General features: G+C 55.6%; 32 protein-coding genes and 1 tRNA gene. 9 read left to right on the top strand and 24 right to left on the bottom strand.

All coding sequences use genetic code 11. From position 1 onward, the window contains the following. Positions 1-104: 104 nt before the first annotated feature. The 9 genes from QMK58_RS11005 to thrS all read right to left on the bottom strand — a co-directional run bounded on the left by QMK58_RS11005 (position 105) and on the right by thrS (position 7560). Positions 105-181 (bottom strand) — tRNA-Pro (locus QMK58_RS11005). 88 nt (positions 182-269) lie between these two features. Beyond that, entirely contained in the window at positions 270-626 is a 357-nt protein-coding gene (locus QMK58_RS11000) for a MerR family transcriptional regulator (protein WP_003179985.1), read from the bottom strand. Further along, complete coding sequence (ihfA, locus tag QMK58_RS10995) at positions 607-909, bottom strand: integration host factor subunit alpha (RefSeq protein WP_002553164.1); 303 nt, start codon at positions 907-909, stop codon at positions 607-609. The genes QMK58_RS11000 and ihfA overlap by 20 nt, the downstream gene beginning before the upstream one ends. A gap of 3 nt (positions 910-912) precedes the next feature. Continuing rightward, entirely contained in the window at positions 913-3294 is a 2382-nt protein-coding gene (gene pheT, locus QMK58_RS10990) for a phenylalanine--tRNA ligase subunit beta (protein ID WP_053161299.1), read from the bottom strand. A 26-nt stretch (positions 3295-3320) separates the two neighbouring features. After that, positions 3321-4337, bottom strand: coding sequence for a phenylalanine--tRNA ligase subunit alpha (pheS, locus tag QMK58_RS10985; protein WP_007905876.1), 1017 nt, complete (start codon positions 4335-4337; stop codon positions 3321-3323). 109 nt (positions 4338-4446) lie between these two features. Next, positions 4447-4803, bottom strand: a complete 357-nt coding sequence (gene rplT / locus QMK58_RS10980) for a 50S ribosomal protein L20 (protein ID WP_007905879.1) — start codon at positions 4801-4803, stop codon at positions 4447-4449. A 28-nt stretch (positions 4804-4831) separates the two neighbouring features. Further along, positions 4832-5026, bottom strand: a complete 195-nt coding sequence (gene rpmI / locus QMK58_RS10975; RefSeq protein ID WP_002553160.1) for a 50S ribosomal protein L35 — start codon at positions 5024-5026, stop codon at positions 4832-4834. A 60-nt stretch (positions 5027-5086) separates the two neighbouring features. Beyond that, positions 5087-5638, bottom strand: a complete 552-nt coding sequence (infC, locus tag QMK58_RS10970) for a translation initiation factor IF-3 (RefSeq protein WP_172435341.1) — start codon at positions 5636-5638, stop codon at positions 5087-5089. Further along, positions 5638-7560, bottom strand: coding sequence for a threonine--tRNA ligase (gene thrS / locus QMK58_RS10965; protein WP_320396284.1), 1923 nt, complete (start codon positions 7558-7560; stop codon positions 5638-5640). Before thrS ends, infC begins: the two co-directional genes overlap by 1 nt. A 374-nt stretch (positions 7561-7934) precedes the next feature. On the opposite strand from thrS, the gene QMK58_RS10960 reads away from it, so the two are divergent. After that, a complete protein-coding gene (locus QMK58_RS10960) occupies positions 7935-8237 on the top strand; it encodes a hypothetical protein (protein WP_053161295.1) in 303 nt (100 codons plus the stop codon). 292 nt (positions 8238-8529) lie between these two features. Further along, positions 8530-8742: a cold-shock protein gene (locus tag QMK58_RS10955; protein WP_003179963.1), complete on the top strand. Its 213-nt coding sequence runs from the start codon at positions 8530-8532 to the stop codon at positions 8740-8742. Positions 8743-8813: 71 nt separating this feature from the next. On the opposite strand, the gene QMK58_RS10950 is transcribed toward QMK58_RS10955, so the two are convergent. Further along, positions 8814-9134, bottom strand: a complete 321-nt coding sequence (locus QMK58_RS10950; protein ID WP_053161293.1) for an I78 family peptidase inhibitor — start codon at positions 9132-9134, stop codon at positions 8814-8816. Between the two features lie 167 nt (positions 9135-9301). Further along, positions 9302-9607, bottom strand: a complete 306-nt coding sequence (locus QMK58_RS10945; RefSeq protein ID WP_053161380.1) for a hypothetical protein — start codon at positions 9605-9607, stop codon at positions 9302-9304. 129 nt (positions 9608-9736) lie between these two features. Between QMK58_RS10945 and QMK58_RS10940 the strand changes: the two genes are divergently transcribed. After that, positions 9737-9949, top strand: a complete 213-nt coding sequence (locus tag QMK58_RS10940) for a hypothetical protein (RefSeq protein ID WP_053161291.1) — start codon at positions 9737-9739, stop codon at positions 9947-9949. A gap of 31 nt (positions 9950-9980) precedes the next feature. Here the strand turns inward: QMK58_RS10940 and QMK58_RS10935 are convergent, their stop codons facing one another. From QMK58_RS10935 to QMK58_RS10900, 8 genes are all read right to left on the bottom strand, one after another. After that, complete coding sequence (locus QMK58_RS10935) at positions 9981-10988, bottom strand: nucleoside hydrolase (RefSeq protein WP_053161290.1); 1008 nt, start codon at positions 10986-10988, stop codon at positions 9981-9983. 62 nt (positions 10989-11050) lie between these two features. Continuing rightward, the gene (gene rbsD / locus QMK58_RS10930; RefSeq protein ID WP_053161288.1) at positions 11051-11455 is read right to left on the bottom strand and encodes a D-ribose pyranase; all 405 of its coding nucleotides are present in this window, start codon (positions 11453-11455) and stop codon (positions 11051-11053) included. Next, positions 11452-12369: a ribokinase gene (gene rbsK, locus QMK58_RS10925; RefSeq protein ID WP_320396283.1), complete on the bottom strand. Its 918-nt coding sequence runs from the start codon at positions 12367-12369 to the stop codon at positions 11452-11454. The genes rbsD and rbsK overlap by 4 nt, the downstream gene beginning before the upstream one ends. A gap of 21 nt (positions 12370-12390) precedes the next feature. After that, positions 12391-13410, bottom strand: a complete 1020-nt coding sequence (locus QMK58_RS10920) for a LacI family DNA-binding transcriptional regulator (protein ID WP_053161284.1) — start codon at positions 13408-13410, stop codon at positions 12391-12393. A gap of 3 nt (positions 13411-13413) precedes the next feature. After that, positions 13414-14391, bottom strand: coding sequence for an ABC transporter permease (locus QMK58_RS10915; protein ID WP_053161282.1), 978 nt, complete (start codon positions 14389-14391; stop codon positions 13414-13416). Next, positions 14388-15941 (bottom strand): sugar ABC transporter ATP-binding protein, encoded by a 1554-nt coding sequence (locus QMK58_RS10910; protein ID WP_053161281.1) that lies wholly within the window; start codon positions 15939-15941, stop codon positions 14388-14390. The genes QMK58_RS10915 and QMK58_RS10910 overlap by 4 nt, the downstream gene beginning before the upstream one ends. A gap of 54 nt (positions 15942-15995) precedes the next feature. Beyond that, positions 15996-16952: a sugar ABC transporter substrate-binding protein gene (locus QMK58_RS10905; RefSeq protein WP_320396282.1), complete on the bottom strand. Its 957-nt coding sequence runs from the start codon at positions 16950-16952 to the stop codon at positions 15996-15998. 189 nt (positions 16953-17141) lie between these two features. Beyond that, positions 17142-17594: a hypothetical protein gene (locus QMK58_RS10900; RefSeq protein ID WP_053161277.1), complete on the bottom strand. Its 453-nt coding sequence runs from the start codon at positions 17592-17594 to the stop codon at positions 17142-17144. A 348-nt stretch (positions 17595-17942) separates the two neighbouring features. On the opposite strand from QMK58_RS10900, the gene QMK58_RS10895 reads away from it, so the two are divergent. The 3 genes from QMK58_RS10895 to QMK58_RS10885 all read left to right on the top strand — a co-directional run bounded on the left by QMK58_RS10895 (position 17943) and on the right by QMK58_RS10885 (position 20177). After that, the gene (locus tag QMK58_RS10895; protein ID WP_320396281.1) at positions 17943-19031 is read left to right on the top strand and encodes an asparaginase; all 1089 of its coding nucleotides are present in this window, start codon (positions 17943-17945) and stop codon (positions 19029-19031) included. Positions 19032-19213: 182 nt separating this feature from the next. Beyond that, positions 19214-19483, top strand: coding sequence for a DUF1654 domain-containing protein (locus QMK58_RS10890; protein ID WP_320396280.1), 270 nt, complete (start codon positions 19214-19216; stop codon positions 19481-19483). 4 nt (positions 19484-19487) lie between these two features. After that, complete coding sequence (locus QMK58_RS10885; protein ID WP_053161272.1) at positions 19488-20177, top strand: endonuclease; 690 nt, start codon at positions 19488-19490, stop codon at positions 20175-20177. Positions 20178-20256: 79 nt separating this feature from the next. On the opposite strand, the gene QMK58_RS10880 is transcribed toward QMK58_RS10885, so the two are convergent. Next, positions 20257-20622: an SPOR domain-containing protein gene (locus QMK58_RS10880; protein WP_053161270.1), complete on the bottom strand. Its 366-nt coding sequence runs from the start codon at positions 20620-20622 to the stop codon at positions 20257-20259. 250 nt (positions 20623-20872) lie between these two features. Here QMK58_RS10880 and csrA point away from each other — a divergent pair, with 250 nt between their 5' ends. After that, positions 20873-21064 carry a carbon storage regulator CsrA gene (gene csrA, locus QMK58_RS10875; RefSeq protein WP_053161267.1) on the top strand — a complete coding sequence of 64 codons (192 nt, stop codon included), beginning with the start codon at positions 20873-20875 and terminating at the stop codon, positions 21062-21064. A 158-nt stretch (positions 21065-21222) separates the two neighbouring features. Here the strand turns inward: csrA and QMK58_RS10870 are convergent, their stop codons facing one another. Then, complete coding sequence (locus QMK58_RS10870) at positions 21223-21678, bottom strand: DUF2214 family protein (RefSeq protein ID WP_320396279.1); 456 nt, start codon at positions 21676-21678, stop codon at positions 21223-21225. Positions 21679-22294: 616 nt separating this feature from the next. On the opposite strand from QMK58_RS10870, the gene QMK58_RS10865 reads away from it, so the two are divergent. Continuing rightward, positions 22295-22501 (top strand): hypothetical protein, encoded by a 207-nt coding sequence (locus QMK58_RS10865; protein ID WP_082344524.1) that lies wholly within the window; start codon positions 22295-22297, stop codon positions 22499-22501. 13 nt (positions 22502-22514) lie between these two features. Here QMK58_RS10865 and QMK58_RS10860 read toward each other — a convergent pair whose 3' ends face one another. Next, entirely contained in the window at positions 22515-22748 is a 234-nt protein-coding gene (locus tag QMK58_RS10860; protein WP_320396278.1) for a hypothetical protein, read from the bottom strand. Positions 22749-23351: 603 nt separating this feature from the next. Between QMK58_RS10860 and QMK58_RS10855 the strand changes: the two genes are divergently transcribed. Then, a protein-coding gene (locus QMK58_RS10855; protein WP_320395495.1) for an IS3 family transposase occupies positions 23352-24574 on the top strand; the annotation gives its coding sequence in 2 pieces (ribosomal slippage) (positions 23352-23703 and positions 23703-24574; 1224 coding nt in all). 66 nt (positions 24575-24640) lie between these two features. On the opposite strand, the gene QMK58_RS10850 is transcribed toward QMK58_RS10855, so the two are convergent. Beyond that, positions 24641-25084, bottom strand: coding sequence for a hypothetical protein (locus QMK58_RS10850; RefSeq protein ID WP_320396277.1), 444 nt, complete (start codon positions 25082-25084; stop codon positions 24641-24643). Continuing rightward, the gene (locus tag QMK58_RS10845) at positions 25059-26081 is read right to left on the bottom strand and encodes an HlyD family secretion protein (protein WP_053161260.1); all 1023 of its coding nucleotides are present in this window, start codon (positions 26079-26081) and stop codon (positions 25059-25061) included. The genes QMK58_RS10850 and QMK58_RS10845 overlap by 26 nt, the downstream gene beginning before the upstream one ends. Positions 26082-26083 lie beyond the last annotated feature (2 nt).

Raw genomic sequence — 26083 nt, 5'->3', positions numbered from 1 at the left:
AGTTGGGGCGTTAGCAAGGCGAGCGTGTTTACCCCCCCATTTACCCCTAAGACAGAAATGAAAAAGCCCAATCTTTTCAGAATGGGCTAAGTCATTGAAAAATATGGTCGGGACGGAGTGATTCGAACACTCGACCCCTAGCACCCCATGCTAGTGCGCTACCGGACTGCGCTACGCCCCGACTAGGCGTGAATCCGTCCTTCATCTCGAAGGACGCTCAAGAATATATCGCAAGCTTTTGAAAACTGGAAGTATTTAAAAGCAGAAAATTATTTCTTGAGAACCACCAGAACATCTTCCAGCTCAGCGATCATCTGGCGAATCATTTGCTTGTATTGCGTGGTGTCGTCTTTGGCTTCATCGCCGGACAAACGCAAACGCGCGCCGCCGATGGTGAATCCTTGATCGTAAAGAAGCGCACGGATCTGCCGGATCATCAGCACATCCTGGCGCTGATAATACCGGCGGTTTCCGCGGCGTTTCACGGGGTTGAGTTGAGGAAACTCCTGCTCCCAGTAGCGCAGCACATGCGGTTTTACCGCACACAGTTCGCTGACTTCACCAATGGTGAAGTAGCGTTTGCCTGGGATGACGGGAAGCTCGTCGTTATGACTTGGTTCCAGCATAAGCCTCAACTCGGGCCTTCAACTTCTGCCCTGGACGAAAGGTGACCACACGGCGAGCCGTGATCGGGATTTCTTCTCCCGTTTTCGGATTGCGGCCAGGCCGCTGGCGTTTGTCCCGAAGGTCGAAATTGCCGAAACCGGACAATTTGACTTGTTCGTTGTCTTCAAGAGCGTGCCTGATTTCCTCGAAAAACAGCTCAACCAATTCCTTGGCTTCCCGTTTGTTCAGGCCCAGCTCTTCATACAGACGTTCCGCCATCTCAGCTTTCGTCAAAGCCCCCATACGTCACTTCCTTAACGTGGCGTCCAACCTTTGTTCGAGCGAGGTGAGGATGTTTTGCGTCGTGGTATTCACCTCATCGTCATTAAGAGTGCGCGATGGATGCTGCCAGGTCAAGCCAACTGCAAGGCTTTTTCTATCAGGATCAATGCCTTTACCCTGATACACGTCAAATAGCCTGAGGTCTGTCAGCCATTCGCCTGCATTTTCACGGATTACGTCCAATACAGCCGAGGCTGCGACGTCTTTGTGCGCGATCAGTGCCAAGTCACGACGCACTTCAGGAAAGCGCGATAACTCGTGGAATTTAGGCATTTTGCCCGAGGCCACTTCCGCCAGAACCATCTCGAAAACAAACACTGGACGATCCAGACCCAGGGTTTTCGACAATTCAGGGTGAATTGCGCCGACGAAGCCAACCAGACGCCCGTCACGTTCGATGCGTGCGGTTTGGCCCGGATGCAACGCTGGGTGTTTACCAGGTACGAAACTGAACGCATCCAGAGCACCGGCGAAGCCCAGCACCGCTTCCACGTCAGCCTTGACGTCGAAGAAGTCGACGACATCGCGACCTTGTGCCCATCCTTCTGGCAGGCGGCTGCCACAAACCACACCGGCTAGCATCGGCTCCTGCTTCAAGCCATCAAGCTGACCGACGAAACGCAGCCCGCTCTCGAACAGACGTACACGATCCTGCTGACGGTTCAGGTTGTGCTGAAGCGCCTTGACCAGGCCCGGCCACAGCGATGAGCGCATTGCCGCCATGTCGTTGGATATCGGGTTGGCCAACAACAACGGCTCAACACCCGGATTAAACAACTCGAACTGTTTCGGATCGATGAAGCTGTAGGTAATCGCTTCCTGATAACCACGAGCAACCAGTAGACGACGCAGCTCCGGCAAGTCACTACGGGCCTCTGCCTTGGCTTGCGGCGCCAGACGCGCTTGCGGATAACGAACCGGCAAGCGGTTGTAACCATAAAGACGCGCCAGCTCTTCGATCAGGTCGACTTCCAGACTGATATCGAAGCGATGGCTTGGCACTTCTACGCGCCACTGCCCTGCCCCTTCAGCGGTAATGGCCAGTCCCAAAGCACTGAGCAGACGCTCAACTTCAGCCGAGTCCATTTCCATGCCCAACATCTGGGTGATGCGTTGAGCGCGCAGGGTTACCGGCGCGATCGATGGCAGGTGCTGCTCGCTAACGGATTCGATGATCGGGCCAGCTTCGCCACCGGTAATTTCCAGCAGCAGGCCAGTGGCGCGCTCCATGGCTTCACGGGCAAGCTGCCAGTCCACACCACGCTCGTAGCGGTGCGATGCATCGGTGTGCAGGCCATAGGAACGGGCCTTGCCAGCGACGGCGATCTGATCGAAGAACGCACTTTCCAGGAAGATATCGCGAGTGGTGGCGGTATTGACGCCGCTGTGCTCGCCCCCCATGACGCCGGCAATTGCCAGTGCGCGGGTGTGGTCGGCGATCACCAGCGTATCGCTACGCAGACTGACTTCCTGACCGTCGAGCAGCACCAGTTTCTCGCCTTCTTCGGCCATGCGCACACGGATGCCGCCATTGATTTCGGCGAGATCGAATGCGTGCAGCGGTTGACCCAGCTCCAACATCACGTAGTTGGTGATGTCGACGGCAGCATCGATGCTGCGCACATCGGCACGGCGCAGGCGCTCGACCATCCACAGCGGCGTTGGCCTGGACAACTCAACGTTACGGATCACACGACCCAGGTAACGCGGGCAAGCAGCCGGTGCCAACACTTCAACCGAACGCACTTCGTCATGCACGGCTGGAACGCTGGCTACCACCGGACGAGTGACCTGAGCGGCATACAGTGCGCCGACTTCACGGGCCAGACCGGCCAGAGACAGGCAGTCACCGCGGTTCGGGGTCAGGTCGACCTCGATGCTGGCGTCTTCCAGGTTCAGATATTCACGGATGTCCTGACCCACTGGCGCATCGTCCGGCAGCTCCATCAGACCATCGTTGCCCTCGCCCACTTGCAGCTCGGCTTGCGAGCACAGCATGCCGTTTGACTCAACGCCACGCAGCTTGGCTTTCTTGATCTTGAAGTCGCCCGGCAGTTCGGCACCAATGGTGGCGAATGGAATCTTCAGGCCCGGGCGCACGTTTGGCGCACCGCACACGACCTGGAAAGTTTCCGAACCATTGCTGACCTGGCAAACGCGCAGCTTGTCGGCGTCCGGGTGTTGTTCGGTGCTGAGCACCTCGCCCACGATCACGCCACTGAAAACGCCGGCGGCCGGCGTAACACTATCAACCTCAAGACCGGCCATCGACAGACGAGCAACCAGCTCGTCGCGACTTACCTGCGGGCTAACCCAGCCACGCAGCCATTGTTCACTGAATTTCATCCTGCTCTCCTAAAAATTCGTTACGACTAGCGAAATTGCGCAAGGAACCGCAAGTCGTTGTCGAAGAACAGACGCAAGTCGTTCACGCCGTAACGCAGCATGGCCAGACGCTCAACGCCCATGCCGAAGGCAAAGCCCGAAAACTCTTCCGGGTCGATCCCGGACATACGCAGCACGTTCGGGTGAACCATGCCGCAGCCCATGACTTCCAGCCAACCTGTCTGTTTGCAGACGCGACAGCCTTTACCGCTGCACATCACGCATTCCATGTCGACTTCAGCGGATGGCTCGGTGAACGGGAAGTACGAAGGGCGGAAACGCACGGCCAACTCTTTTTCGAAGAACACACGCAGGAATTCTTCGATGGTGCCTTTTAGGTCGGCGAAATTGATGTCGCGATCGACCAGCAGGCCTTCGACCTGGTGGAACATCGGCGAATGGGTGATATCCGAGTCGCTACGGTACACACGGCCTGGGCAGACGATGCGAATCGGCGGCTGTTTTGACTCCATGGTGCGGACCTGTACCGGCGAGGTATGGGTGCGCAGCAGCATGTTGGCATTGAAATAGAAGGTGTCGTGCATCGACCGGGCCGGGTGATGGCCTGGGATGTTGAGCGCTTCGAAGTTGTGATAATCGTCTTCAACCTCAGGGCCTTCGGCGATGCCGTAGCCGATGTGGGTGAAGAATTGTTCAATACGTTCCAGAGTTCGAGTAACAGGATGCAGACCACCGGAGGTCTGACCACGGCCAGGCAGGGTCACGTCAATGGACTCGGCAGACAGTTTGGCAGCCAGGTCGGCCTCTTCAAACAGTGCCTTGCGCGCATTGAGAACCTCTGTGACACGCTCCTTGGCAACGTTGATCAGCGCGCCGACTTGCGGACGCTCTTCTGCCGGCAAATTCCCCAGGGTCTTCATCACCTGAGTCAATTCACCCTTCTTGCCAAGGTAGTGAACCCGGATTTGCTCCAGGGCATTGATATCTTCAGCGCTTTGCACAGCCTCTAGTGCTTGAGAGACGAGCGCATCCAGGTTTTCCATGTACAGACTCCAGATACAAAATAGGGGAAGAGCTTGAAGGCTCTTCCCCTATTTATGACGTTTAACACCAGACCCCACAGATGCGAGGCCGGGTGACTGTCGGGGGTACTTAAGCCAAGGTGGCTTTAGCTTTCTCGACAATCGCAGCAAACGCCGCTTTTTCGTTCACTGCCAGATCAGCCAGAACCTTACGGTCGATCTCGATGGACGCTTTTTTCAGGCCGGCGATGAAACGGCTGTAGGACAGACCGTTGATACGAGCACCAGCGTTGATACGAGCGATCCACAGAGCGCGGAACTGACGTTTTTTCTGACGACGGTCACGGTAGGCGTATTGGCCTGCCTTGATTACCGCTTGCTTGGCAACACGGAATACGCGGGAGCGTGCGCCGTAGTAGCCTTTAGCAAGTTTCAGAATTTTTTTGTGACGCTTACGGGCAATGACGCCACGCTTTACACGAGCCATGAGTTACTTCCTCTATTCTTGACTAAAATTAACGAAGGCGCAGCATGCGCTCGACTTTTGCCACGTCAGACGGATGCAGCAAGCTGCTACCGCGCAATTGACGCTTACGCTTGGTCGACATTTTGGTCAGGATGTGGCTCTTGAAAGCGTGCTTGTGCTTGATACCGTTAGCAGTTTTCAGAAACCGCTTAGCAGCACCACTTTTGGTCTTCATTTTTGGCATGTTCGGATACTCCGCATTCAGTTGATAAACATAATCAGAAGGCCTGCCGTGCCCTGTTGATTACTTCTTCTTTTTCGGGGCGATGACCATGATCAGTTGGCGTCCTTCCATCTTAGGATGCTGTTCGACCGAACCGTACTCGAGCAAGTCACCTTCAACTCGCTTGAGCAGTTCCATCCCCAGCTCCTGGTGGGCCATCTCACGGCCGCGGAATCGCAAGGATACCTTGGCCCTGTCCCCATCACTCAGGAAACGTACCAGGTTGCGCAGTTTTACCTGGTAATCCCCTTCCTCCGTCCCTGGACGAAACTTGATTTCTTTAACCTGAATCTGCTTCTGGTTTTTCTTGGCCGCAGCAATCTGCTTCTTCTTTTCGAAGATCGATTTGCCGTAGTCCATCAGTTTGCAAACAGGGGGTACTGCATCGGCGGAAATCTCCACCAGATCCAGCTTGGCCTCTTCAGCCTTAAGAAGCGCGTCTTCAATTGACACAATCCCAAGCTGTTCACCTTCAGCTCCAATTAACCGAACCTCGCGTGCCGAGATATTCTCGTTGATCGGGGCTTTCGGTGCAGCTCGTTTATCTTGTCTCATTTCACGCTTAATAATAATTACTCCGAATCTGGGCGACCACGCCGGGAAACCGCTTGCGCGAGAAACTCAGCGAACTGGGCGACGGGCATCGAGCCCAGGTCAGCACCTTCACGAGTACGCACAGCGACAGTCTGCATCTCGACTTCCCGATCTCCGATAACCAAGAGATAAGGAACCTTGAGCAAAGTATGCTCGCGGATTTTAAAGCCGATCTTTTCATTTCTCAAGTCAGACTTGGCACGAAATCCGCTTTCGTTGAGAGTTTTTTCAACATCAGCGGCAAAATCAGCCTGTTTATCGGTGATATTCATCACCACTGCCTGGGTCGGCGCCAGCCACGCAGGGAATGCACCCTCGTAGTGCTCGATCAGGATTCCGACGAACCGTTCGAAGGATCCCAGGATCGCCCGGTGCAACATAACCGGGTGTTTGCGACTGTTGTCTTCGGAGACGTATTCGGCTCCCAGACGGACAGGCAGGTTAAAATCGAGCTGCAGAGTACCACACTGCCAGACGCGGCCAAGGCAATCTTTCAGCGAGAACTCGATTTTCGGACCGTAGAATGCACCCTCGCCCGGCTGCAGATCGTACGGAAGGCCCGCGCTATCAAGGGCTGCGGCCAAGGCAGCTTCGGCGCGATCCCACAATTCGTCGGAACCCACGCGTTTTTCCGGACGAGTGGACAGCTTCATCTCGACGTCTTTAAAGCCGAAATCGGCGTAGACGTCCATGGTCAACTTGATGAATGCAGCCGATTCGGCCTGCATCTGCTCTTCGGTGCAGAAGATGTGGGCGTCGTCCTGAGTGAATGCGCGCACGCGCATGATGCCGTGCAAGGCACCCGATGGCTCGTTACGGTGACATGCACCGAACTCGGCCAGGCGCATCGGCAACTCGCGGTAGCTTTTCAGACCTTGATTGAACACTTGCACGTGGCAAGGGCAGTTCATTGGCTTGATGGCGTAGTCGCGGTTTTCCGACTGCGTGGTGAACATGTTGTCGGCGTAGTTGGCCCAGTGCCCGGACTTTTCCCACAGGCTGCGGTCAACGACTTGAGGTGTCTTGATCTCAAGGTAACCGTTGTCGCGCTGAACCTTGCGCATGTATTGCTCAAGCACCTGGTACAGAGTCCAGCCATTCGGGTGCCAGAACACCATGCCCGGCGACTCTTCCTGGGTGTGGAACAGGCCCAGGCGCTTACCGATCTTGCGGTGATCGCGCTTTTCAGCTTCTTCAATGCGCTGAATGTAGGCAGCCAGTTGCTTCTTGTCTGCCCATGCGGTGCCGTAAACGCGCTGCAACTGCTCGTTCTTGGCATCGCCACGCCAGTAGGCACCGGACAACTTGGTCAGTTTGAAGGATTTCAGGAAACGAGTGTTTGGCACGTGCGGACCGCGGCACATGTCGACGTATTCTTCGTGATAGTACAGGCCCATGGCCTGCTCGTTCGGCATGTCCTCGACCAGGCGAAGTTTGTAGTCTTCCCCGCGAGCCTTGAACACTTCGATCACTTCGGCACGCGGAGTGACCTTCTTGATCACATCGTAATCTTTCTCGATCAGCTGCTGCATGCGCTGTTCGATGGCGGCAAGGTCGTCCGGCGTGAAAGGACGCTCGAAGGCGATGTCGTAATAGAAGCCTTCATCAATGACCGGGCCGATGACCATCTTGGCCGTCGGATACAGCTGTTTGACAGCGTGACCGACCAGGTGGGCGCAAGAGTGGCGAATGATCTCCAGCCCCTCTTCATCCTTGGGCGTGATGATTTGCAGCGTGGCGTCGCTGTTGATGGTATCGCTGGCATCGACCAGCTTGCCATCGACCTTGCCCGCTACAGTGGCTTTGGCCAGACCGGCACCAATGGATGCGGCGACCTCGGCTACGGATACCGGATGATCGAATGAACGTTGACTGCCGTCGGGAAGAGTAATAGTTGGCATGGCGCCTCCTCTCCTAGTGGTGACCCCTACCAAAGGTCACGTGGGTTGGGATGAGCCAGTACAAGATCCGATCCAGGCCATTCAATGACGAACGCCTGCCTTACAGCGGCAGGAGCCTTGCGGCCAACCGGAAAACCGAACCAGAGTGACTGGGATTCAAATCAGGGTTATTCGTTCATCTGCCGCTACCGGGACTAAAGGTCGACCGGAGCCCGCAAACGCCCGAGCGACGCATGCTAGCACAGATGAGCGGTCGGCACGGAGCAGAGGTTTTGCAACAGGGTAAAACGCCTGTTTTTATGCCAGAGTGCTGAACTTGAAGCGCACTTATTCCTCATATAACAAGACAATTGACCCACAAGGAGCATCTCAGCATGCGTCTGAATCGTTTGTTCGCCGTAGTCGCCCCGATTGTTCTCCTGCTGCCTCTGGCCGCCCATGCCGAATGGCCGAAAGGTGAGCGGGAGAAATACATGGCTCAGTGCGTTCCTGCAGCTGCCGAGAAAATTGGTGTGCCCGCTGCAAAATCCCATTGTGCCTGCGGTGCCGACGCCATCAAGTCGTACCCTGCCGCTGACATTCAAGCCTTGATGAACAACACCGCCAGCGACTCACTGAAGCAGGCGGCACTGGGCAAAATCGCTGCCTGCAAGGCCACTAGCAAAGAGCAAAAATAGGCCCGCCCAGGTGTTTTCACCCCCTGAAATGCTGTTAAAAAGCTGCTGAAACAGGTCCTTTCGTACAATTTATTCAGGTTTTACAGCTTTTTTTATCACCCCTACTTTCGGCCGAAAGCCTTGTAAAACGGGGCTTTCAGCCGCTCAAGGACACAATGAAAGCACGACTGGTTGGCAAACAGTGCTTCCGGGGGGCTCCCAAAGCGAACATTTCGACTATGATACTCGGGTGTGCCCAGTTGGCCTGAGCAGCACAGCACTACTGAAAATATATGTTTCTTGGAGATACACCATGTCTAATCGCCAAACCGGCACCGTTAAATGGTTCAACGATGAAAAAGGCTTCGGCTTCATCACTCCTCAAGGTGGCGGTGACGACCTGTTCGTACACTTCAAAGCTATCGAAAGCGACGGTTTCAAAAGCCTGAAAGAAGGCCAGACTGTTTCCTTCGTGGCTGAGAAAGGCCAAAAGGGTATGCAAGCTGCTCAAGTTCGCCCAGAGTAATTTCCAGGCGCACTAAAAAAACCCCGTCCATGTGACGGGGTTTTTTATGGGTAAAACAAAAACGTTAGCGATCAGCCACAGCTGACGCGCGTGACGACTTTATTGGCGTCAGTGTTCAGATTCAGCCTATCGGAACGGTACTCCAGCGTCACCATATCGGCTGGCAGGAGAAACCTTGCATTTTGTGCTCCAGCGCGGGTACGCGCCTGTTCCAACAGCTCTGGTGATGCCTGTTTGCCAATGGTGAATTCAGCAGCCTTTGCTTCACAACGGCTGTGCCCCGTGTCAGTTGTCGTAACAGCGTCTGCTGGCGACTCCGTGGAGGTAGTGCTGCAACCGGCCAATGTGGCAACAGCCAGCAAAGTACCCAATGACGCGAGCTTCCAAGGCATGAAGCCTCCTTTTTTCGAGAGTTGTACTGAGATCGTGCGACCGCCGATTCGGCGTTTGGTTTCACCGCGAGAACAGGAGACCTGCCCTTCACTGCGGACAAACGATAAGTTTGCCTGAGCATCGCCCCGCCCTTCAGCTGTTAATCGTGACTGAATATGAACGGCGCTCAATAGACGTCGATGTAGTCGAAAGCGGGTTTCGGCCAGTTCTGCTTCAGTGCGTTGAAAATCTGCATGACCCAGACATCGTCACTGGCGGCAATACGCCCAACATAACCAGACCCCCTGGACCACGTTTCCAGGCGGAACAGCAGACCATCGATATCGGTGCCGCCCACAACGCCGGATGAGATATAGGCGATGCCGCCCTTGGTCACCCGCAACTGAGTATGCTGATCGTCGCTCGCTTGAGCCAGAAGCTGACGCACAGCGTCAAGGGTCAAGCCATCAGGTGTGTTCAAATCGATCTGCACAGCGAAGTCCTTGAAAGTCATCAAGTACCAAGTGTCGCATAGCACCCCGGTCATGCCTAAGTCGGAGTGCCAAAAGGCTCGCATAATGCTTAACTCGACGCTCAGCCCTCAAACTACGCGAGCGCAATCATGACCACCGTAAGTATCGACGCCGACATCAAGGCCAAGTGGCAGGACGGCCACAGTTCCTACAGCCCAGGCACCACCGAAGAGCTCGCCATCATCGCAATAGACCTTTTGGTCAGGGACCTTGGAACCGAAGCCGCCCAATCGTTTATCGAGCAGATTTTCGAAAAGCATCTGGCAGACCAAAGGGCTGCAGTTGATATCGCGCGCGGGTAAAAACCCTGGCAAGCACTTGCGAGGATGTAAATTATTTCAGCCGAGCCAACCGCTCGATCAGCAGATCGAAGAAGCCTTGAGCGTCGGCACTTTCAACCCAGAAAGCATTTTTCGGCGCCTTGAGCCCATCGTACCAATCAACAATGGTTTGACCGAATGTCGGCCCCTCGCGACTATCGATCACTGCGTTGACCGAGCGACCACTGAATAGCTCAGGCTTGAGCAGGTAGGCGACAACCGTGGCATCGTGCACCGGACCACCCGCAATACCGTAGTGCTCCATATCGCCCTTGACGTATTCATTCAGGATGTCGCTTACCAGCTTGCTCGCATTGTTGTTCAAGGCGGCTATTTGCTTCAGACGTGATTCGCTGGTGAGTACCTTGTGGGTCACGTCCAGCGGCAGGTAAGTCAGTTTCACGCCGCTTCCAAGCACCACTTCGGCCGCATGTGGGTCAGCGAACACGTTGAATTCCGCGACTGGCGTAATGTTACCGCCATTGAAATGCGCGCCGCCCATGACGACCACTTCCTTGATGCCCTGGACGATCTCAGGCGCCTGGATCAGTGCCAAAGCCAGATTGGTCTGCGGTCCCAGCATGGCGATGGTGATGCTATGGGGCTTTGCCGCGTGCAGGGTTTCAATCAGATAAACCACCGCACTGCCCGGCGCCAACCCTTTCCTCGGCTCATACACCGTGACACCCGACAGACCTTCCTTGCCGTGGATGTCCTCAGCGTAGATCGGCGTTCGCATCAGCGGTTTCGGTGCGCCTGCATACACCGGCACCTCTTCCCGACCGGCCCACTCCCGGGCCAGACGTGCATTTCGGGAGGTTTTCTCCAGCGGAACATTACCGGCAACAGTGCACACCGCACGAACATGCAGTTGATCCGGTGAAGCCAGCGCGAGTAGCAAGGCGACCACGTCATCGGCTCCTGGATCTGTGTCGATGATCAGGTCGATTTTTTCCACCGGCTGGGCGCGCTTGGTAATAGGCAGGGACAAAAGCAGCAGACTCCGAAACAGATGATGCATTTATGAGCATAGCGAATGCCTGGCACACGCTTTGTGGAAGGCTACGAGTACACGGCGCTCAGTCAGAACGTCACACCGGCGATCAATGCAACATTGCAGTACGGCTGACATTCGCCGGTACGGACAATTGCCCTTGCCTGACGACTCAGTGCCTTGAACTGCTCATGACTGAGCAGCTCACGACGACCCAGCACCCCCTCCGCGCTCAGCTCATCAAGCACTGGCAAGGCTGACGATTTTTTCTCGAGGATTTCCTGAGCCAGCACATGACTTTCGACCTGCATTTCGCTGAGTACAACTTTCAAGGTGCTGACAAAGTCTGGAATACCGTGGGTCAAGGCCAGGTCGATCAGCTCCACGCCTGGCGGCACTGGCAAACCTGCATCACCGATTATCACGATGTCCCCATGCCCCAGGGACGCAATCAGTCGGGACAGCGCAACGTTCAGCAAGGGTGTCTTTTTCATGAGGTTTGGAACACCTCGACTTCGGACAACGTGGGAATCGAGGGTTGCGCACCGGGACGAGTGACCGACAGTGCCGCAGCGACCTGACCGAATCGAATCGCTTCAACCTCACTTTTACCGGCTGCCAACGCTGCGGCAAAACCGCCGACGAACGTATCCCCGGCCGCCGTCGTATCGACTGCCGTTACGACTGGCGCAACGAAGTGATTGAACCCAGCGCCATTGGCAAATAAAGATCCCTGGGCACCGAGCGTGATGATGACCTTGCCCGCCCCCATAGCAATTAACCTGGTCGCGGCGGTTTCAGCACTTTGCAGCGAGTCCACTGGCAAGCCGCTGAGCGCGCACGCTTCAGTTTCATTGGGAATCAGGTAATCGATGGATGCGTACCAATCGGCCGGCAGCGGCCGACTGGCCGGCGCCGGATTGAGGATGACGGTTTTGCCCAGTTCACGACCGCGTTTGAGCGCATGACCGACCGTAGCTTCCGGCACTTCAAGCTGACAAATGATCACATCGGCGGCTTGCAGCACAGCATCGAAACAACCAATCAGCGCGGGCGTTAGCGCTCCATTGGCACCAGCGACAATCACGATCGAGTTCTGGCTATTGTCGTCGACCACGATCAACGCCACACCACTGGAGCCCTCCACGGTGCTGACCGCCTGGCAATCAACCTCCTCCACCAGCAAAGCTGCACGCAATGCCTCGCCGTAGGCATCATTTCCCACGCAACCGACCATCGCGACCTGAGCCCCCAACCGTGCAGCGGCCACCGCCTGATTGGCGCCCTTTCCACCGGAAACCGTGGCAAATGATTCGCCGATCAAGGTTTCACCGCCACGCGGCAACCGTGGAGCCCGAGTGACCAGGTCCATGTTCAAGCTGCCTATTACCACTACTTTTGCTGGCATACAGTACTCATTCATGGGGTTTCAGCGATATTCGTCGAACACGCTGGCCAGCGGCGCGGTCGATTCGCGCATGACAATGCGCGGTGTCACGATCCGTTGTTCGGTGACCAGGTCCGGGGTGGCAATCCGTCGCAAAAGCACTTCTGCGGCCATCTCACCGAGTTGCAGGATCGACTGCCCCACAGTGGTCAACGCCGGATAGACGTAGCGACTCATCTGAATATCGTCGAAGCCAATCACCGAAAGCTGTGTCGGCACACGAACATTGCGCTCGGCAGCAGCTCGCAACACGCCGATACCGATCATGTCGTTGGCCGCAAAAATGGCGCTGGGCGGGTTCCGAGCCAGCAGGATCGCCGCAGCGTTATACCCCCCTGTGCTGGTAAAGTCGCTTTCCAGCATGCGCTCACGCGGGACGACGATTCCCGCGTCTGTCAGGGCACGGCAAAATCCGCACAGGCGCATTTGCGCCACACTGGTGGTCGGCGGGCCGCTGATCGTGGCGATTTCCCGATGCCCTAACTCCAGCAGGTGGCGGGTTGCCAGATAAGCGCCATATTCATGATCGATTCGTACCAGATCCGCATCGACCCCTTCAAGCCCACGATCAACAATCACCATAGGCGTACGCACATTCGCCAGGCCATGCGCCAGGCCGCCGTCCCCTCCGGCGGACGCAACGATCAGCCCGTCGATGCGCTTTTCCAGAAGTACTCTCAGGTAGTTGCGCTGTTTTTGCGGGTTATCGTCGGAGTTGCAAAGAATCACGCAGTAACCGTTGCGCTCACAGTAATCTTCGATACCTCGCGCCAGTTCGGCGAAGTACGGATTCAGGCTGTTGGGCACCAACAAACCGATGGTCGCGGTGGTCTTGGCCTTGAGGGAACGAGCCACTGCACTGGGCACGTAGTCGAGGGTCTTGATCGCCTCCTCAACCTTGACCCGCACTTCCTTGCTGACTGGCCGGGTGTTGTTCACTACATGGGATACCGTGGTATAGGAAATCCCGGCGAGCGCAGCCACATCTTTAATCGTTGCCATGACTCAGGTCCGCCGGCTTGCGCGCTGACTGCGATAAGTATCGAGCACCACCGCCACCACAATTACCGCACCGGTGATGATGCGTTTGGTCGGCTCGGTCGCGCCAATCTGCGCCAGGCCGGCCGCCAATACAGAAATGATCAAAACGCCAAAGAACGTGCTGATGACCGAACCGCGCCCGCCCATCAGGCTGGTCCCGCCGATCACCACCGCAGCGATCACTTGCAACTCCAGACCGGAACCGGCATTAGGGTCCGCCGCCTCCAGACGCGAAATCTGGAACAGCGCTGCAATTCCCGCCAACAACCCCATCAGGCTGAACACCAGGATCTTGAAGGGTTTGGGGTTGATGCCTGCCAGGCGCACCGCCTCTTCGTTGGTTCCGATACCGATGAGATACCGACCAAACACGGTACGGGTCAGTACCGCCTGGGCGATGAAAATGATCAGCAAAGCGATAATAAACGACGGTGATATCCCGAAGGCGATCGGGTTGGACAACCAGGCAAACGCATCACCGATGTAGGCCGTCCGCGAACCGGTCATTTGATACGCCACACCCCGGGCCATCTCCAGTACACCGAGTGACACAATGAATGACGGAATGCGCCATGCCACGGTGATCGAACCGGTGATCGTCCCCGCCAACGCTGCCGCCGCCATGCCGAGCAACGCCGCCGGCAGAACACTCCAACCCCAGCCGAGGATGGCGACGCTGACAGTCGAAGCCGCGAGTGCCAGCACCGATCCAACCGACAAATCGATACCGCCAATGATCAGCACGAAGGTCATCCCGACCGCAAGGACCATCAAGTCCGGAATCTGGTTGGCCAGGGTACTGAAAGTGTCGTAGGACAGGAAGTGACTGCTCAAGGTCGAGAACAGCACCACCATTGCCAGCAACGCACCGGCAAGGCCCATGTAAGTGCGGAGGCCATAAAAATGGCCACTACGGTTGCCGGTGGAAGAAACGGTTTTCATGGAAGATCCCTAGGCGCGGCTTCGTTGAGCAGCGCATCTCGTTTTTTGTAGCCGGCAAACGCGGCGGCAAGCAAATCATCCTGGGTCCAGCTGTCACGTTCGAACGTGTCGATCAGACGCCCTGCCGACAGCACGCCGATCCGGTCGCAAATCAGCATCAACTCTCGCAGGTCGCTGGACACCACCACCAGCGCCTTGCCCTGACGGGTCAGCGCGCCCAACAGATTGTAAATGTCGAACTTGGCACCGACATCGATGCCTCGAGTCGGCTCATCGAACAGCAGCACCGAACAATCGCGCTCCAGCCAACGTCCGATCACAACTTTCTGCTGGTTACCTCCGGACAGCTCGCTGACCAACTGCGTTGGACCCGAACTGCGGATGCGCATGGCATCGATCTGGCGCTGAGCCAGCGCGTGCTCCTCACCGTTGTCGACAAAACCGCCACTGGAGATGCCTGGCATGTTGCCCAATGCGATGTTGGCACTGATCGATTGCGTCAACAGCAAACCTTCTCCCTTGCGATCCTCCGTGATCAGCGCGATGCCGTGGCCGACCGCATCAACCGGAGAGCGAATGCCGACGACCTGCGCAGGTGTGCCCAAAGCAACCGTGCCGCTGTCCGCCAGATCGGCCCCGAAAATCAAGCGTAGCAACTCGGTGCGCCCCGCCCCGATCAACCCGGAAATACCAAAAATCTCGCCGCCGCGCACTTCGAAGGACACGTCGCGAACCTTGTCGGAACGGCTCAGCCCCCTGACGGTCAACACCGGAGCGCCGATTTTTCGCGCGCCCATATCGATGTGTTCGCCGAGTTCACGACCCACCATCAACGTGACCAGTTGTTCACTGTTGTAGTTGGCCATCGGCTCGACACAAACCAGGTTGCCATCGCGCAACACCGCGATGCGCTGAGCGACCCGCGCCAGCTCTTCGAGACGGTGAGAGATGTAGATGATCGACACACCACGCGCCTGCAAGCGAGTGATCTGCTCGAACAGCATCTCGACCTCCCGCGCGGTGAGCATCGCGGTAGGCTCGTCGAGAATCAGTACATGGCAATCGCCTATCAGATTACGGGCGATCTCGACCATCTGCTGGTGACCGATCCCCAACTCTCCAACCAGCGTGTCAGGGTCGATCGCATCAAGCCCGACTTGGGCCATTGCCTCAATGGCCGCCTTGCGCAGGCGCTTGCGACTGATCCAGCCACCATTGCTGGGCAGGTTGTCGAGGAACAGGTTTTCCGCAACCGACAACGTTGGCAACAAATTCAGCTCCTGCATGACCATGCGGATCCCGATACTTTCCGCGTGCGCCCTGCTGCCCGGCCGATAGTGCTGCCCCTGAAACTGCATCTGACCGGTTGTCGGAGTGACCAGGCCGCCAATGATTTTCGACAGCGTGCTTTTGCCGGCGCCGTTCTCGCCGGTCAGCGCCAGCACCTCGCCGCGAATGAGCGTCAGGTCTATACCGGACAGGACCGGTTGCGCGTAGGTCTTGCCGATGCCACTGACCGTGAGGACAGCGCCGGGGGTGGAAACTGACATAAAACTCTCCACGCGCCCGACCCGATGGCCGAGCGCCTATGCGTCGCCAGAGGATTACCGGGTAACCAGCTCTACGGGAGTTTCAATTACGCCGTTAGTGCCGCCGTCGACCTGCTCGCCCTTGAGAATCTTCAGCGCAGTCTCGATGCCGAATACAGCCTGCCGGGCCGCAAACTGGTCAGCGGTGGCGAGCACGCGGCCGTCCTTGAGCATTGGCTTGATGGCATTGATGTTGTCGTAACCCACCACTTGTACCTTGCCGGCCTTGCCCGCCGCACGCACGGCAGAGACCGCGCCGACCGCCATGCTGTCGTTACCGGCCAACAGAGCCTTGATTTGCGGGTATTCACTGAGAATCGATGCGGCCACTTTGTTGCCCTTGTCGATTTCCCAATCGCCCGATTGCAGGGAAACCACCTTGATTTGCGCCGCCTCCATTGCATCCTTGAAACCGGCGGTGCGCTGCTGCGCATTGGTGGTAGTGGACACACCTTCGATAATGCCGACTTCATCACCCGCTTTCAGCTGTTTGGCCAGGTAATCACCCACCAGACGCGCGCCTTTGCGGTTGTCCGGACCTACGAAAGGCACGCTGATATTTTTGCTTTTGACGACGGCCGGATCCAACTGGTTATCGATGTTGATCACGGTGATACCGGCGTCAATGGCTTTTTTGATGACTGGAACCATGGCTTTGGAGTCAGCCGGTGCAATGACCAGTGCATTGACCTTGGCCAGAATCATCTGCTCGACAATACGCGTCTGCCCTGCGGTATCGGTTTCGTCCTTGATGCCATTGGAAATCAGGTCAAATTCGCCGGAGTGATCTTTCTGATAGGCCTTGGCCCCATCTTCCATGGTCAGGAAGAATTCGTTGGCCAGGGATTTCATGACCAGCGCAACTTTGGGTTTTTCAGGCGTTTCGGCAAAGGCCGAGGCAACTGGCAGGGAAGCGGATGCGGTAATCAGCATAGCGACAGCGAGAAGGCGTCCGGCGAATGGCAGCTTCATGGATTCACTCCGTTCTTATGATTATTGTGAGCAATGCTAGCGCTGGCGTCAGTCACTCCATCCGCGTCGATAACGATTGTGGGAGAGCGAGCGCAAACGTTTGCGTAAAAAGGACTATGCGAATCTTGCCGCAGATTGTCAACGACCTGAAAAGCCAATTTGACGCAAGATGAAAAAAGCACATTGACGTTATGCCGTCGTATTGAGTACCGCTCCAGCGCCTGATCCCTTGTTCAATTCATTGATCAGACTGCCACTCACGACAAGAATGGCGCCGCTGGTATCGGCTATCTGCCCTTGAATGGCGGTTACCACTGCCGCCTTCGCCTGCACAGTGGCATAGGACGTTGCTTGAGCCGCGGCCAGTTGCTGCTGCTGTTCACGCAATTGCTCCTGCAACTCCTTCAATCGCTCGAGCAGGACCTTCACCACGACGCTGGTGTCATCGCTTGATTCGGAATCGGTCCTTGTGACCTCACCGATCCCTGCCAGGCCAGTTCTAACGGGTTTGTCGTCGGACTCTTTCACTCCCGACGCCTGTTCGACATCGGCCGTTGATTGGCTCACCTCACGAACCGTGACAGCCGAACGCAAACCGGTGGTCATAGCCTGGGCATTGGGAACGCCTACGATGGACGACATGTGAACTCCTGAAAAAACATCCTTTGACGAAGCATCGACCCTTGCGCAGATTTCTTTAACTTCGGTCTACAAATGAATCCGGCGATCGGCTTGCCTGGCGCATTTCTGTTTCGGCGAGCCGAACGCACAAAGCCCAGAAAGTCGGAATTCCGGACGAACTCATATTAAGCCACTTCAACGCATATAAAAAATAATCTTATAAAACAATATCTTATGTAATTTTTTAAACATAAACGTGTACTGGTACACATCCTGCTCTTGTCATTGCACCCCAGGTATTCAGATCCGCCTGGGTCGAATCTAGATGAACCTGCATCAGTACCGCCTCACAACTAGAAGAGAAAAATAATGACATTTGCACTCAAGACCTTTGTTCCGGGCGCTTTGGCCCTTCTGCTGATACTTCCCACAGCCCTTCAGGCAAAAGAAGCCGAAACACAACAGAAACTGGCGAACGTAGTAATCCTGGCCACCGGCGGAACTATTGCAGGCGCGGGCGCCAGTGCCGCCAACAGTGCTACCTATCAAGCGGCCAAAGTCGGCATCGACAAGTTGATCGCCGGCGTTCCCGAACTCAGCCAGGTGGCCAACGTTCGCGGCGAACAGGTCATGCAAATCGCCTCCGAGAGCATCACCAACGACAATCTGCTGCAATTGGGTCGCCGCGTGGCGGAACTGGCCGATAGCAATGACGTCGATGGCATCGTGATCACCCATGGCACCGATACCCTGGAAGAAACGGCGTACTTCTTGACTCTGGTGGAGAAAACCGACAAACCGATCATCGTTGTCGGCTCCATGCGTCCGGGCACTGCGATGTCTGCCGACGGCATGCTAAACCTGTACAACGCCGTGGCCGTCGCCAGCAGTAAAGAAGCTCGCGGCAAAGGTGTTTTGGTCACCATGAACGACGAAATTCAGTCCGGCCGCGATGTCAGCAAAATGATCAACATCAAGACCGAAGCGTTTAAAAGCGCCTGGGGTCCGCTCGGCATGGTGGTTGAAGGTAAATCCTACTGGTTCCGACTTCCAGCCAAGCGCCACACCATGGACTCGGAGTTCGACATCAAGACCATCAAGAGCCTGCCGGATGTCGAAATCGCCTACTCCTACGGCAACGTAAGCGATACCGCCTACAAAGCCCTGGCTCAATCGGGCGCCAAAGCTATTATCCACGCCGGGACCGGCAATGGATCGGTCTCTTCGCGCGTCGTCCCGTCCCTGCAAGCCCTGCGCAAGGATGGCGTGCAAATCATCCGCTCCTCTCACGTCAATGCTGGCGGATTCGTCCTGCGTAACGCCGAACAGCCGGACGACAAGTACGACTGGGTGGTGGCTCATGACCTGAACCCACAAAAGGCGCGCATCCTGGCGATGGTCGCACTGACCAAAACCAACGACAGCAAAGAACTGCAACGGATGTTCTGGGAGTATTGATTCACTTCGCCCGATCGGTTCCGATCGGGCATCTGCGGCACCACTCGCCAGATTCCGCGAGTGGCTCGCTCCAAACCTGACAAAAAAATCTACGCACGTCTTACACCAAACAGGACAAACCGCTGTCAGAGGATTTTCTTGAATTTTAAGCAGTTGCGAAATTTCCTACAGTTAAATACTGTATGCACGTACAGCTTAATAAGGATAATCCTGTGGACACCACTTCTGCCTCCCCCGACTCCTATGTACGCATGGGCATTCGCGTTCAAAAAATCATCAACTCACCCACCGCACAAAAAGCCAAGGCAGCGCTGATCTTCCGCCTTCCGGACGAACCCGTGGATGAATGGGAGCGCTTGCTCGAGGAGATCGATGAAAACGACAACGTCACCCTCGCCTATCGCGACGATGGCGGCGTACAGATTTTCTGGGTTGTGCCGAAGGAAGATTGATTCAATGACTGTCCGTTGTTTTGCTTTGCTGTTTTTGTTTTTCACCCTGGGAGCTCAAGCCGATGCCCCTCGCACTTTCAACGAAGCCAAGAAAGTCGCCTGGACATTGTATGCTCCACAATCAACCGAGTTTTACTGTGGCTGCAAGTACAGCGGTAATCGGGTGGATCTTGCAGCCTGCGGTTATGTGCCACGCAAAAACGCAAAGCGCGCAGCCCGCATCGAGTGGGAGCACATTGTTCCAGCCTGGCAAATCGGTCATCAACGCCAATGCTGGCAAGAGGGTGGACGCAAGAACTGCACCAGTCACGATCCGGTTTACCAGAGAGCCGAGGCTGACCTGCATAACCTGGTGCCCAGCATTGGAGAGGTCAATGGAGATCGCAGCAACTTCAGTTTTGGCTGGCTACCGGAGCAATCAGGTCAATACGGCTCATGTTTGACCCAGGTCGACTTCAAGGCCAAAAAAGTCATGCCCCGGCCTTCCATTCGCGGGATGATCGCCCGGACTTATTTCTACATGAGCAAGCAGTATGGCTTGCGCTTGTCGAAACAGGATCGGCAACTCTACGAAGCCTGGAACAAGACGTACCCGGTCCAGACATGGGAACGCCAACGCAATCAGAGCGTGGCGTGTGTCATGGGTCGTGGTAACGAGTTTGTCGGTTCGGTGAATATGAAAGCGTGCGGCTGAGATCGAAACGACACCGAACACACAAAGGCCTCGAGGTTTACACCCGAGGCCTTTTTCATGCAATGGACACTATTATTGGTTATTGAGCTGCGGGACGCTCAAGCACCAGTAATTCGATGTTCTGTTTTTTCGCCCGGGTCAACGCCGCACGGACTTCGTCTTGCTTGGCCTCAGCTTCGGCTTTCGAGGTAAACGGCCCCATGAGAATTCGGGTTTTGCCATTTTCCTTGACAACGCTGGACATGAAACTGTGCTCGATCAGCCAGCCGCTGAGATCGCTGACCGCCTGGGGGGTTTCCCCTCGCATTTCAAGATCCCACTGAGGTCCCGACACCTGCGCCGGAGCGGTTGGCATGGCCGATTGCGGCTTCTGTGCATCCACATTTTTGCCTTCACCGCATCCCGCCAGCGCCAATACCACGAACATCCAGACCATTTTGCGCACAGCGTTTCCCTCAAAATGCTTAAAGCGATGATTTTAACACCCATGAATACTTCGCGAGTGCCGCAAAATCGGCAGAAAACAGCGAGAATGATGGATGCGGCCTCTGTATAGTTACGCTTTGGGAATTAATGCAGCATCTGCGCGTCAGAAAGAGGCACCCAAATTGTGAGACTTCGCACTAATCTATAGATACCACCGACCTCTGCACTGTCCGAATCAGGTGCCCCATAAAGCAATCAAGGAGAAGACCATGCTGATACTCACCCGCAAAGTCGGTGAAAGCATAAACATCGGTGATGACATTACGATCACCATCCTGGGCGTAAGCGGCCAGCAAGTCAGAATCGGCATCAACGCCCCAAAAGACGTTGCGGTGCACCGCGAAGAGATTTATCAGCGTATTCAGGCAGGCCTCACCGCCCCGGAAAAACCGCAGCCCTGAAGCCTGTTGCAGTCAGTAGCCAGCCTGTTCATACCGGAATTACGGCTGGCTAAAGATTCAAGCACCGCGTTCGCACCATGATGATTCTTTCGCCGCTTTCCCAGCTAATACTACCGACAGGCGCTCAGCCTGGCTGTCAGACTTTTCCTGTTTACCCCTTAACCAAACGCTGCACCGCGTGCCATCCCGGTCGCTGCCACTATCATCAGCAGCACCAACAGCGCTTCGATGTGACTGATCCGCGCGAACAGCCCCACGCGTCTCGTATCGATGCCCACTCCCCGCGCCAAAGCTAACCGCCATTTGATCAACGTCACCATTGGCGCTATTTCCAACAGCAGGATCAGCACGAAAAGCGCCATTTTCAGATGGAACAGCGGCTGATGCAGATAGTAGTCCGCACCTTTCTCATATCCACCGAAAGCGCGCACCCCGCCGCTGATCAGCAGAATGACTGCGCAAATACCCCACACATTGTCCGCAATCAGAACGCTGCGCGCCCCACCCGCGCCATCGCTCAGACGCCGAAACGCCATGCCTCGCGTCAGTACCGCCCAAAACCCCAGGGTAACCGCCAGAAGATGAACAGCCGCAAGAAACCAGTGAATCAGCATCGAGAAACTCCTGTCAGGCGTAGTTGAATCCGTCTGTCAGTACTAGTCGATGAAAGAGTCGCTTGCATCGGGAGCCGTCTGACGCCAAAACCTGCGAGCAGTCCACGTACTTGCGCACAACGCGCAAACATAGAGCGACCGGCCGTCTAGACTCCAATACGCCAGTTCCCAGGCGTCCTGAGGGTACCGACCCCAACTGCAATTCATTCCCACCGAATTGAACTGAGCACGCAAAATCATGTGTGAATCATGTGATTCAAACTCTGCTTCAAAGCTTCATGGGCATCGTCATTTTCTCAAAGCCGCCGGACTGGGAGCCGGAGCCCTGCTACTGGCAGGTGCATTGCCCATCAAGATAGGCCTGGCAGCCGAGAAAACGGTACTGCGCAGGATGAGGTAGCTCTGGGAGTTTACGCCTCGGTCAATTTTAATCGACTTGGAACACTCAACCACTCGTCGCTTCTGCCGAAAACTTGACGGTTCGAGGACAGCCATGGCGTAAGGATTGCAATGGACGCCCCCAGCAGCCAGGAACGACGTTATTCTGACGCTGCGACACTCTAAATAATGCTAAAGACTCCAGCTAAACGCTTGGTCAGTCACCAGGAGATGTAACGTGTCAACGCTCAATGAAATCGCAATCAACCACGCGAGATTGGCTAAGCAAGCAGCTGAAAACACAGATTTGAGCGAGCGGCGCCTGCAACAAATAGTAGGAAGCTTCGAAGTGCCGCCACTTGATAATCAAACGAGCATGCATCTGCACTTCATCGCTGGCGCGCAGGACACTCTCCATAGCCACACGAACGGTTACGCACTCTGACGACTTGTGCTCATTAACCGCCCTGAGTATCGATATCGGCATCTTGAACCGGCTTATGTTCCGGTTCAGATTTGAAGTCGGGACTGTACGAGTTGTCTTTCGCAGCCGGATCCTGCTTAGGATTATTCGGAGCGCTGACGGTCTTTAACGGTACTTCAGGCCGATTGGGACTATGCCCGGTTTCGTTATCCGTGCTACTCGTATCGCCCTGCGATACGTTTCCCGGTGCATTCTCATCAATGTCCATGCTGCTCTCCATATGCTCACGGAAAATGGTCGTGTTTGAATATGAGAGGCGATGAAGCGCTGTAAGTGCAAAGCAGTGGACGAATGGCGAGAACAGAGCTTTGTGTTTTGCTCCGCTTGGCTTAGCTCACACTGCGACCTTGCTCGTGGATTGGCGGTCATAAGCCACCCATCAGACTAACTACAAGGAGGGCGCCACCTGTGCCTACGCCCCCCTCGCTTCTTGACATGGATTTCGTCTACATCACTCTGGTAGATGTCGTAGCGGGCACTCGCCAGGGTCTGTGGGTATCCAGATAAAGCTGTTACCTGATTTCGTCTGGACTTAAAGGTTTATATACAACCCTTACCTATGAACCGGTTTTATTCTGGCAGCATCGCGGTGCCAGTCATTAAATGTGCAGAGAATAGGTTGGAATGGACTAGCGATAGTTAACGGTTGGGTTTGCGAGGGATTAAAGCGGTGTGACAAAAGGCCGGATGCGACAAGTAGTTCAATCAGAAACTAAAAACCCCGTAATTCATGATTTACAGGGCTTTTCTTTATACCGTGTCCCGTCCTGAATAAGGTTTACACCTTCTGACCTATTTTCAGGAGGGAGCAATGGATTCGGGGAAAAGGCGCAGTCAGCGCGATTACACGCTGGCTTTTAAATTGTCGGTGGTCGATCAGGTCGAAAAGGGCGAGTTGAGTTATAAAGAGGCTCAACGGCGCTATGGCATCCAGGGTCGGTCAACGGTGTTGGTGTGGTTACGCAAGCATGGTCGGCAGGATTGGAGCCAAGGCGCGTCTATTCGAGTGCTGAGGAAGAGTTCCATGGCCGAGTCCACGGTACCGCTGTCACCCGAGCAGCGGATCAAAGAGCTTGAAGAACAGCTTGAACTGAGCAATCAAAAGGCTCAGTTTTTCGAGGCTGTCGTAAACGTCTTGAAGAACGACTACGGTGTATCCATCGTAAAAAAGCGACCCGGCAAGTCCTCGCGCAAGGGCAAGTCAAAGACCTGAGTATCAGCAGGGCTTGCCTGTTCATGGGCATTTCACGTCAGGCTTACTACAAGCGCAACCGAGCGTTTGATGCGAAGGCTAGCGACGATCAAAAGGTCGTGGATTTCGTCTTGGAAAAGCGGCGGCGCCAGCCAAGGCTGGGAACACGCAAGCTGCATTATATGCTGCATGCCGAAGCAGAAACGAGTCTGCGGGTGGGGCGCGATCGCCTGTTCAGCATCCTGCGAGAAGCGCGAGAATTGGTCCCTCGCAAGCGGGCATACCACAAGACCACCCACAGCCATCATCGATTTCGCCGCCATCCAAACCTACTCAAGGCAGGCCCGCAGCAAATCATTGCCTGTGCTCCTGAGCAAGTTTGGGTTGCGGATATAACCTATCTGCCTACCCAGGAGAGCGTTGCTTATCTGAGCCTGATCACCGACGCCTACTCGCGTAAAATAGTGGGACATCATGTGCATGAGAGCTTGCATACAGAGTCGGTGCTCAAAGCGCTGAAGAAGGCTGTAGGAGGAAGGAAAACCAAGCAGCCGCTGGTTCATCACTCAGACCGTGGGGCGCAGTATTGCTCCGACCTTTATCAGCGTTTTCACACCAAGCACGGGGTCATTTGTTCGATGACCGATGGCTATGACTGCTATCAGAACGCGATGGCGGAGCGAATAAACGGGATTTTGAAGACGGAGTTTTTGCTGCATCGCCCCAAGAACCTGGCCGACGCGGTGAGAATGGTTGATGAATCGGTGCTGATCTACAACGCGGAGCGGCCACATCTGGCCTTGAAATACAAAACGCCCGATGCGGTGCATCGGGCGTTTTGAGACTGAAACAGGTGTAAACCTATTTCAGGACTAGACACCGGAGAGATAGGGGCTCTAAACCGCGAGTCATTCGCGATTCAGCCCCCTCTTCCTGGCTTTTGCATAGAGAGAGGCTGCTGCCGAGAAAAGCATCGCCGCTCCCGCGATAGAAACAATGACAGGAGCAGCAGTAATAATGGCAGGAGCACTGACAACACCAATCGTTACTCCCAGTGCTGTCAATCCCGTAGGAGCGGCGATTGATGCACCAGCCACCGTCGCAGCAGCCACCAACCTGCCAGCTTTGGCTGCAGTATCTGCATGATCAGCAACCCGGTCTCGATGGTCGTCGAGCGTCTTTACTAGTGTCACCGCCGCCCCTGCAAGCGCCTTGACCTTACCCACCCCCATCTCCTGGTACATACCAATGAATTGACTGGATAGTAGCCTATCGCCATAAAAGCTGTTCAGGAATTGGCTTAGCCAGCGCCATGCACGACGTTTGCTACCAATCATAGGGGAAATGAACACTCAACGGCAGTTGATCGATTCTCCAACGCGTCGGCAGTGGTTGATCAAACCTGGCAGCAACCTGCAATCCCATTTCGCTCGCGGCGAATGGCCCGCGCAGAACCGTCGGCGTGCGGGCGGCACTGTCTACGGCCCGTACCACGTGAGCATCCAGCCATTCTCCGTCCGGCATATGCACTTTCAGTGGCTGACCGATCTGCGCATAGTTGATGTTAATCGGCTCCAGGTAAATCCACAGCAATGGATCGACCTCCTGCTCCAGACGCATCAGCAACGTTCCTGGGCCGACGTTATCACCTTGAGTAACAAGTACTTCTGCTATCCGACCACTCTGCGGCGCCGTCACCGACAAGGCTGACAGACGTGTCTTCAGCCATTGCTGTTCAGCATTTTGCTGGATCACCTCCCGATCAAATCCTTGAGGCGATTGATACGCTTTCTGCTCACGACGTTCGAAAGCCAAAAAATCCGCTCGAAACCCATCGCGCTCAGCCTGTGCGGCCAGCACTTCACTTCGAGTGGCAGCGCCTTGCTGGACAAGACTGTCCAACTGCTGAACACGTTGCTCTGCCCTGCCCACCTTGGCTCTGAGCAACTGACGCTCTTTCATGCCCAAATCTGAATCGCCAAACCGCGCAGGTTCAACGGGCATGGCGGCAAGTTGCAACAGTCGGGCACGCCACTCCGGATTGTCCAGGTTGACGAGCGGTTGGCCCGCCTGCACGTGCTCCCCCGCCGTCACGAAGAGCTGCTCGACCCGACCGGTATCTCGTGCGCGCACCTCTTGAATAGGCAAGAGCAACTGCGCCGGCGCGTCAATCACCAAGAGGCCGTACAACAGCTTGCCGAAAAGCCAGAGTAACGGGCTGGCTACCAGGAACAGGATCAGGTACCAGCGTAAGCGAAATGCCATACGCTTACCCGGAGCGTAGAGCACGTTCAGGCCATGCTCCTCAGTGGGCTTGTGCTCTTTTTGACTATCGAAACGAATCTTCATGA

This window comes from Pseudomonas sp. P8_241 (assembly GCF_034008315.1).
Taxonomy (GTDB): Bacteria; Pseudomonadota; Gammaproteobacteria; order Pseudomonadales; family Pseudomonadaceae; genus Aquipseudomonas.
This window is presented reverse-complemented; position numbering and strand designations above follow the sequence as displayed.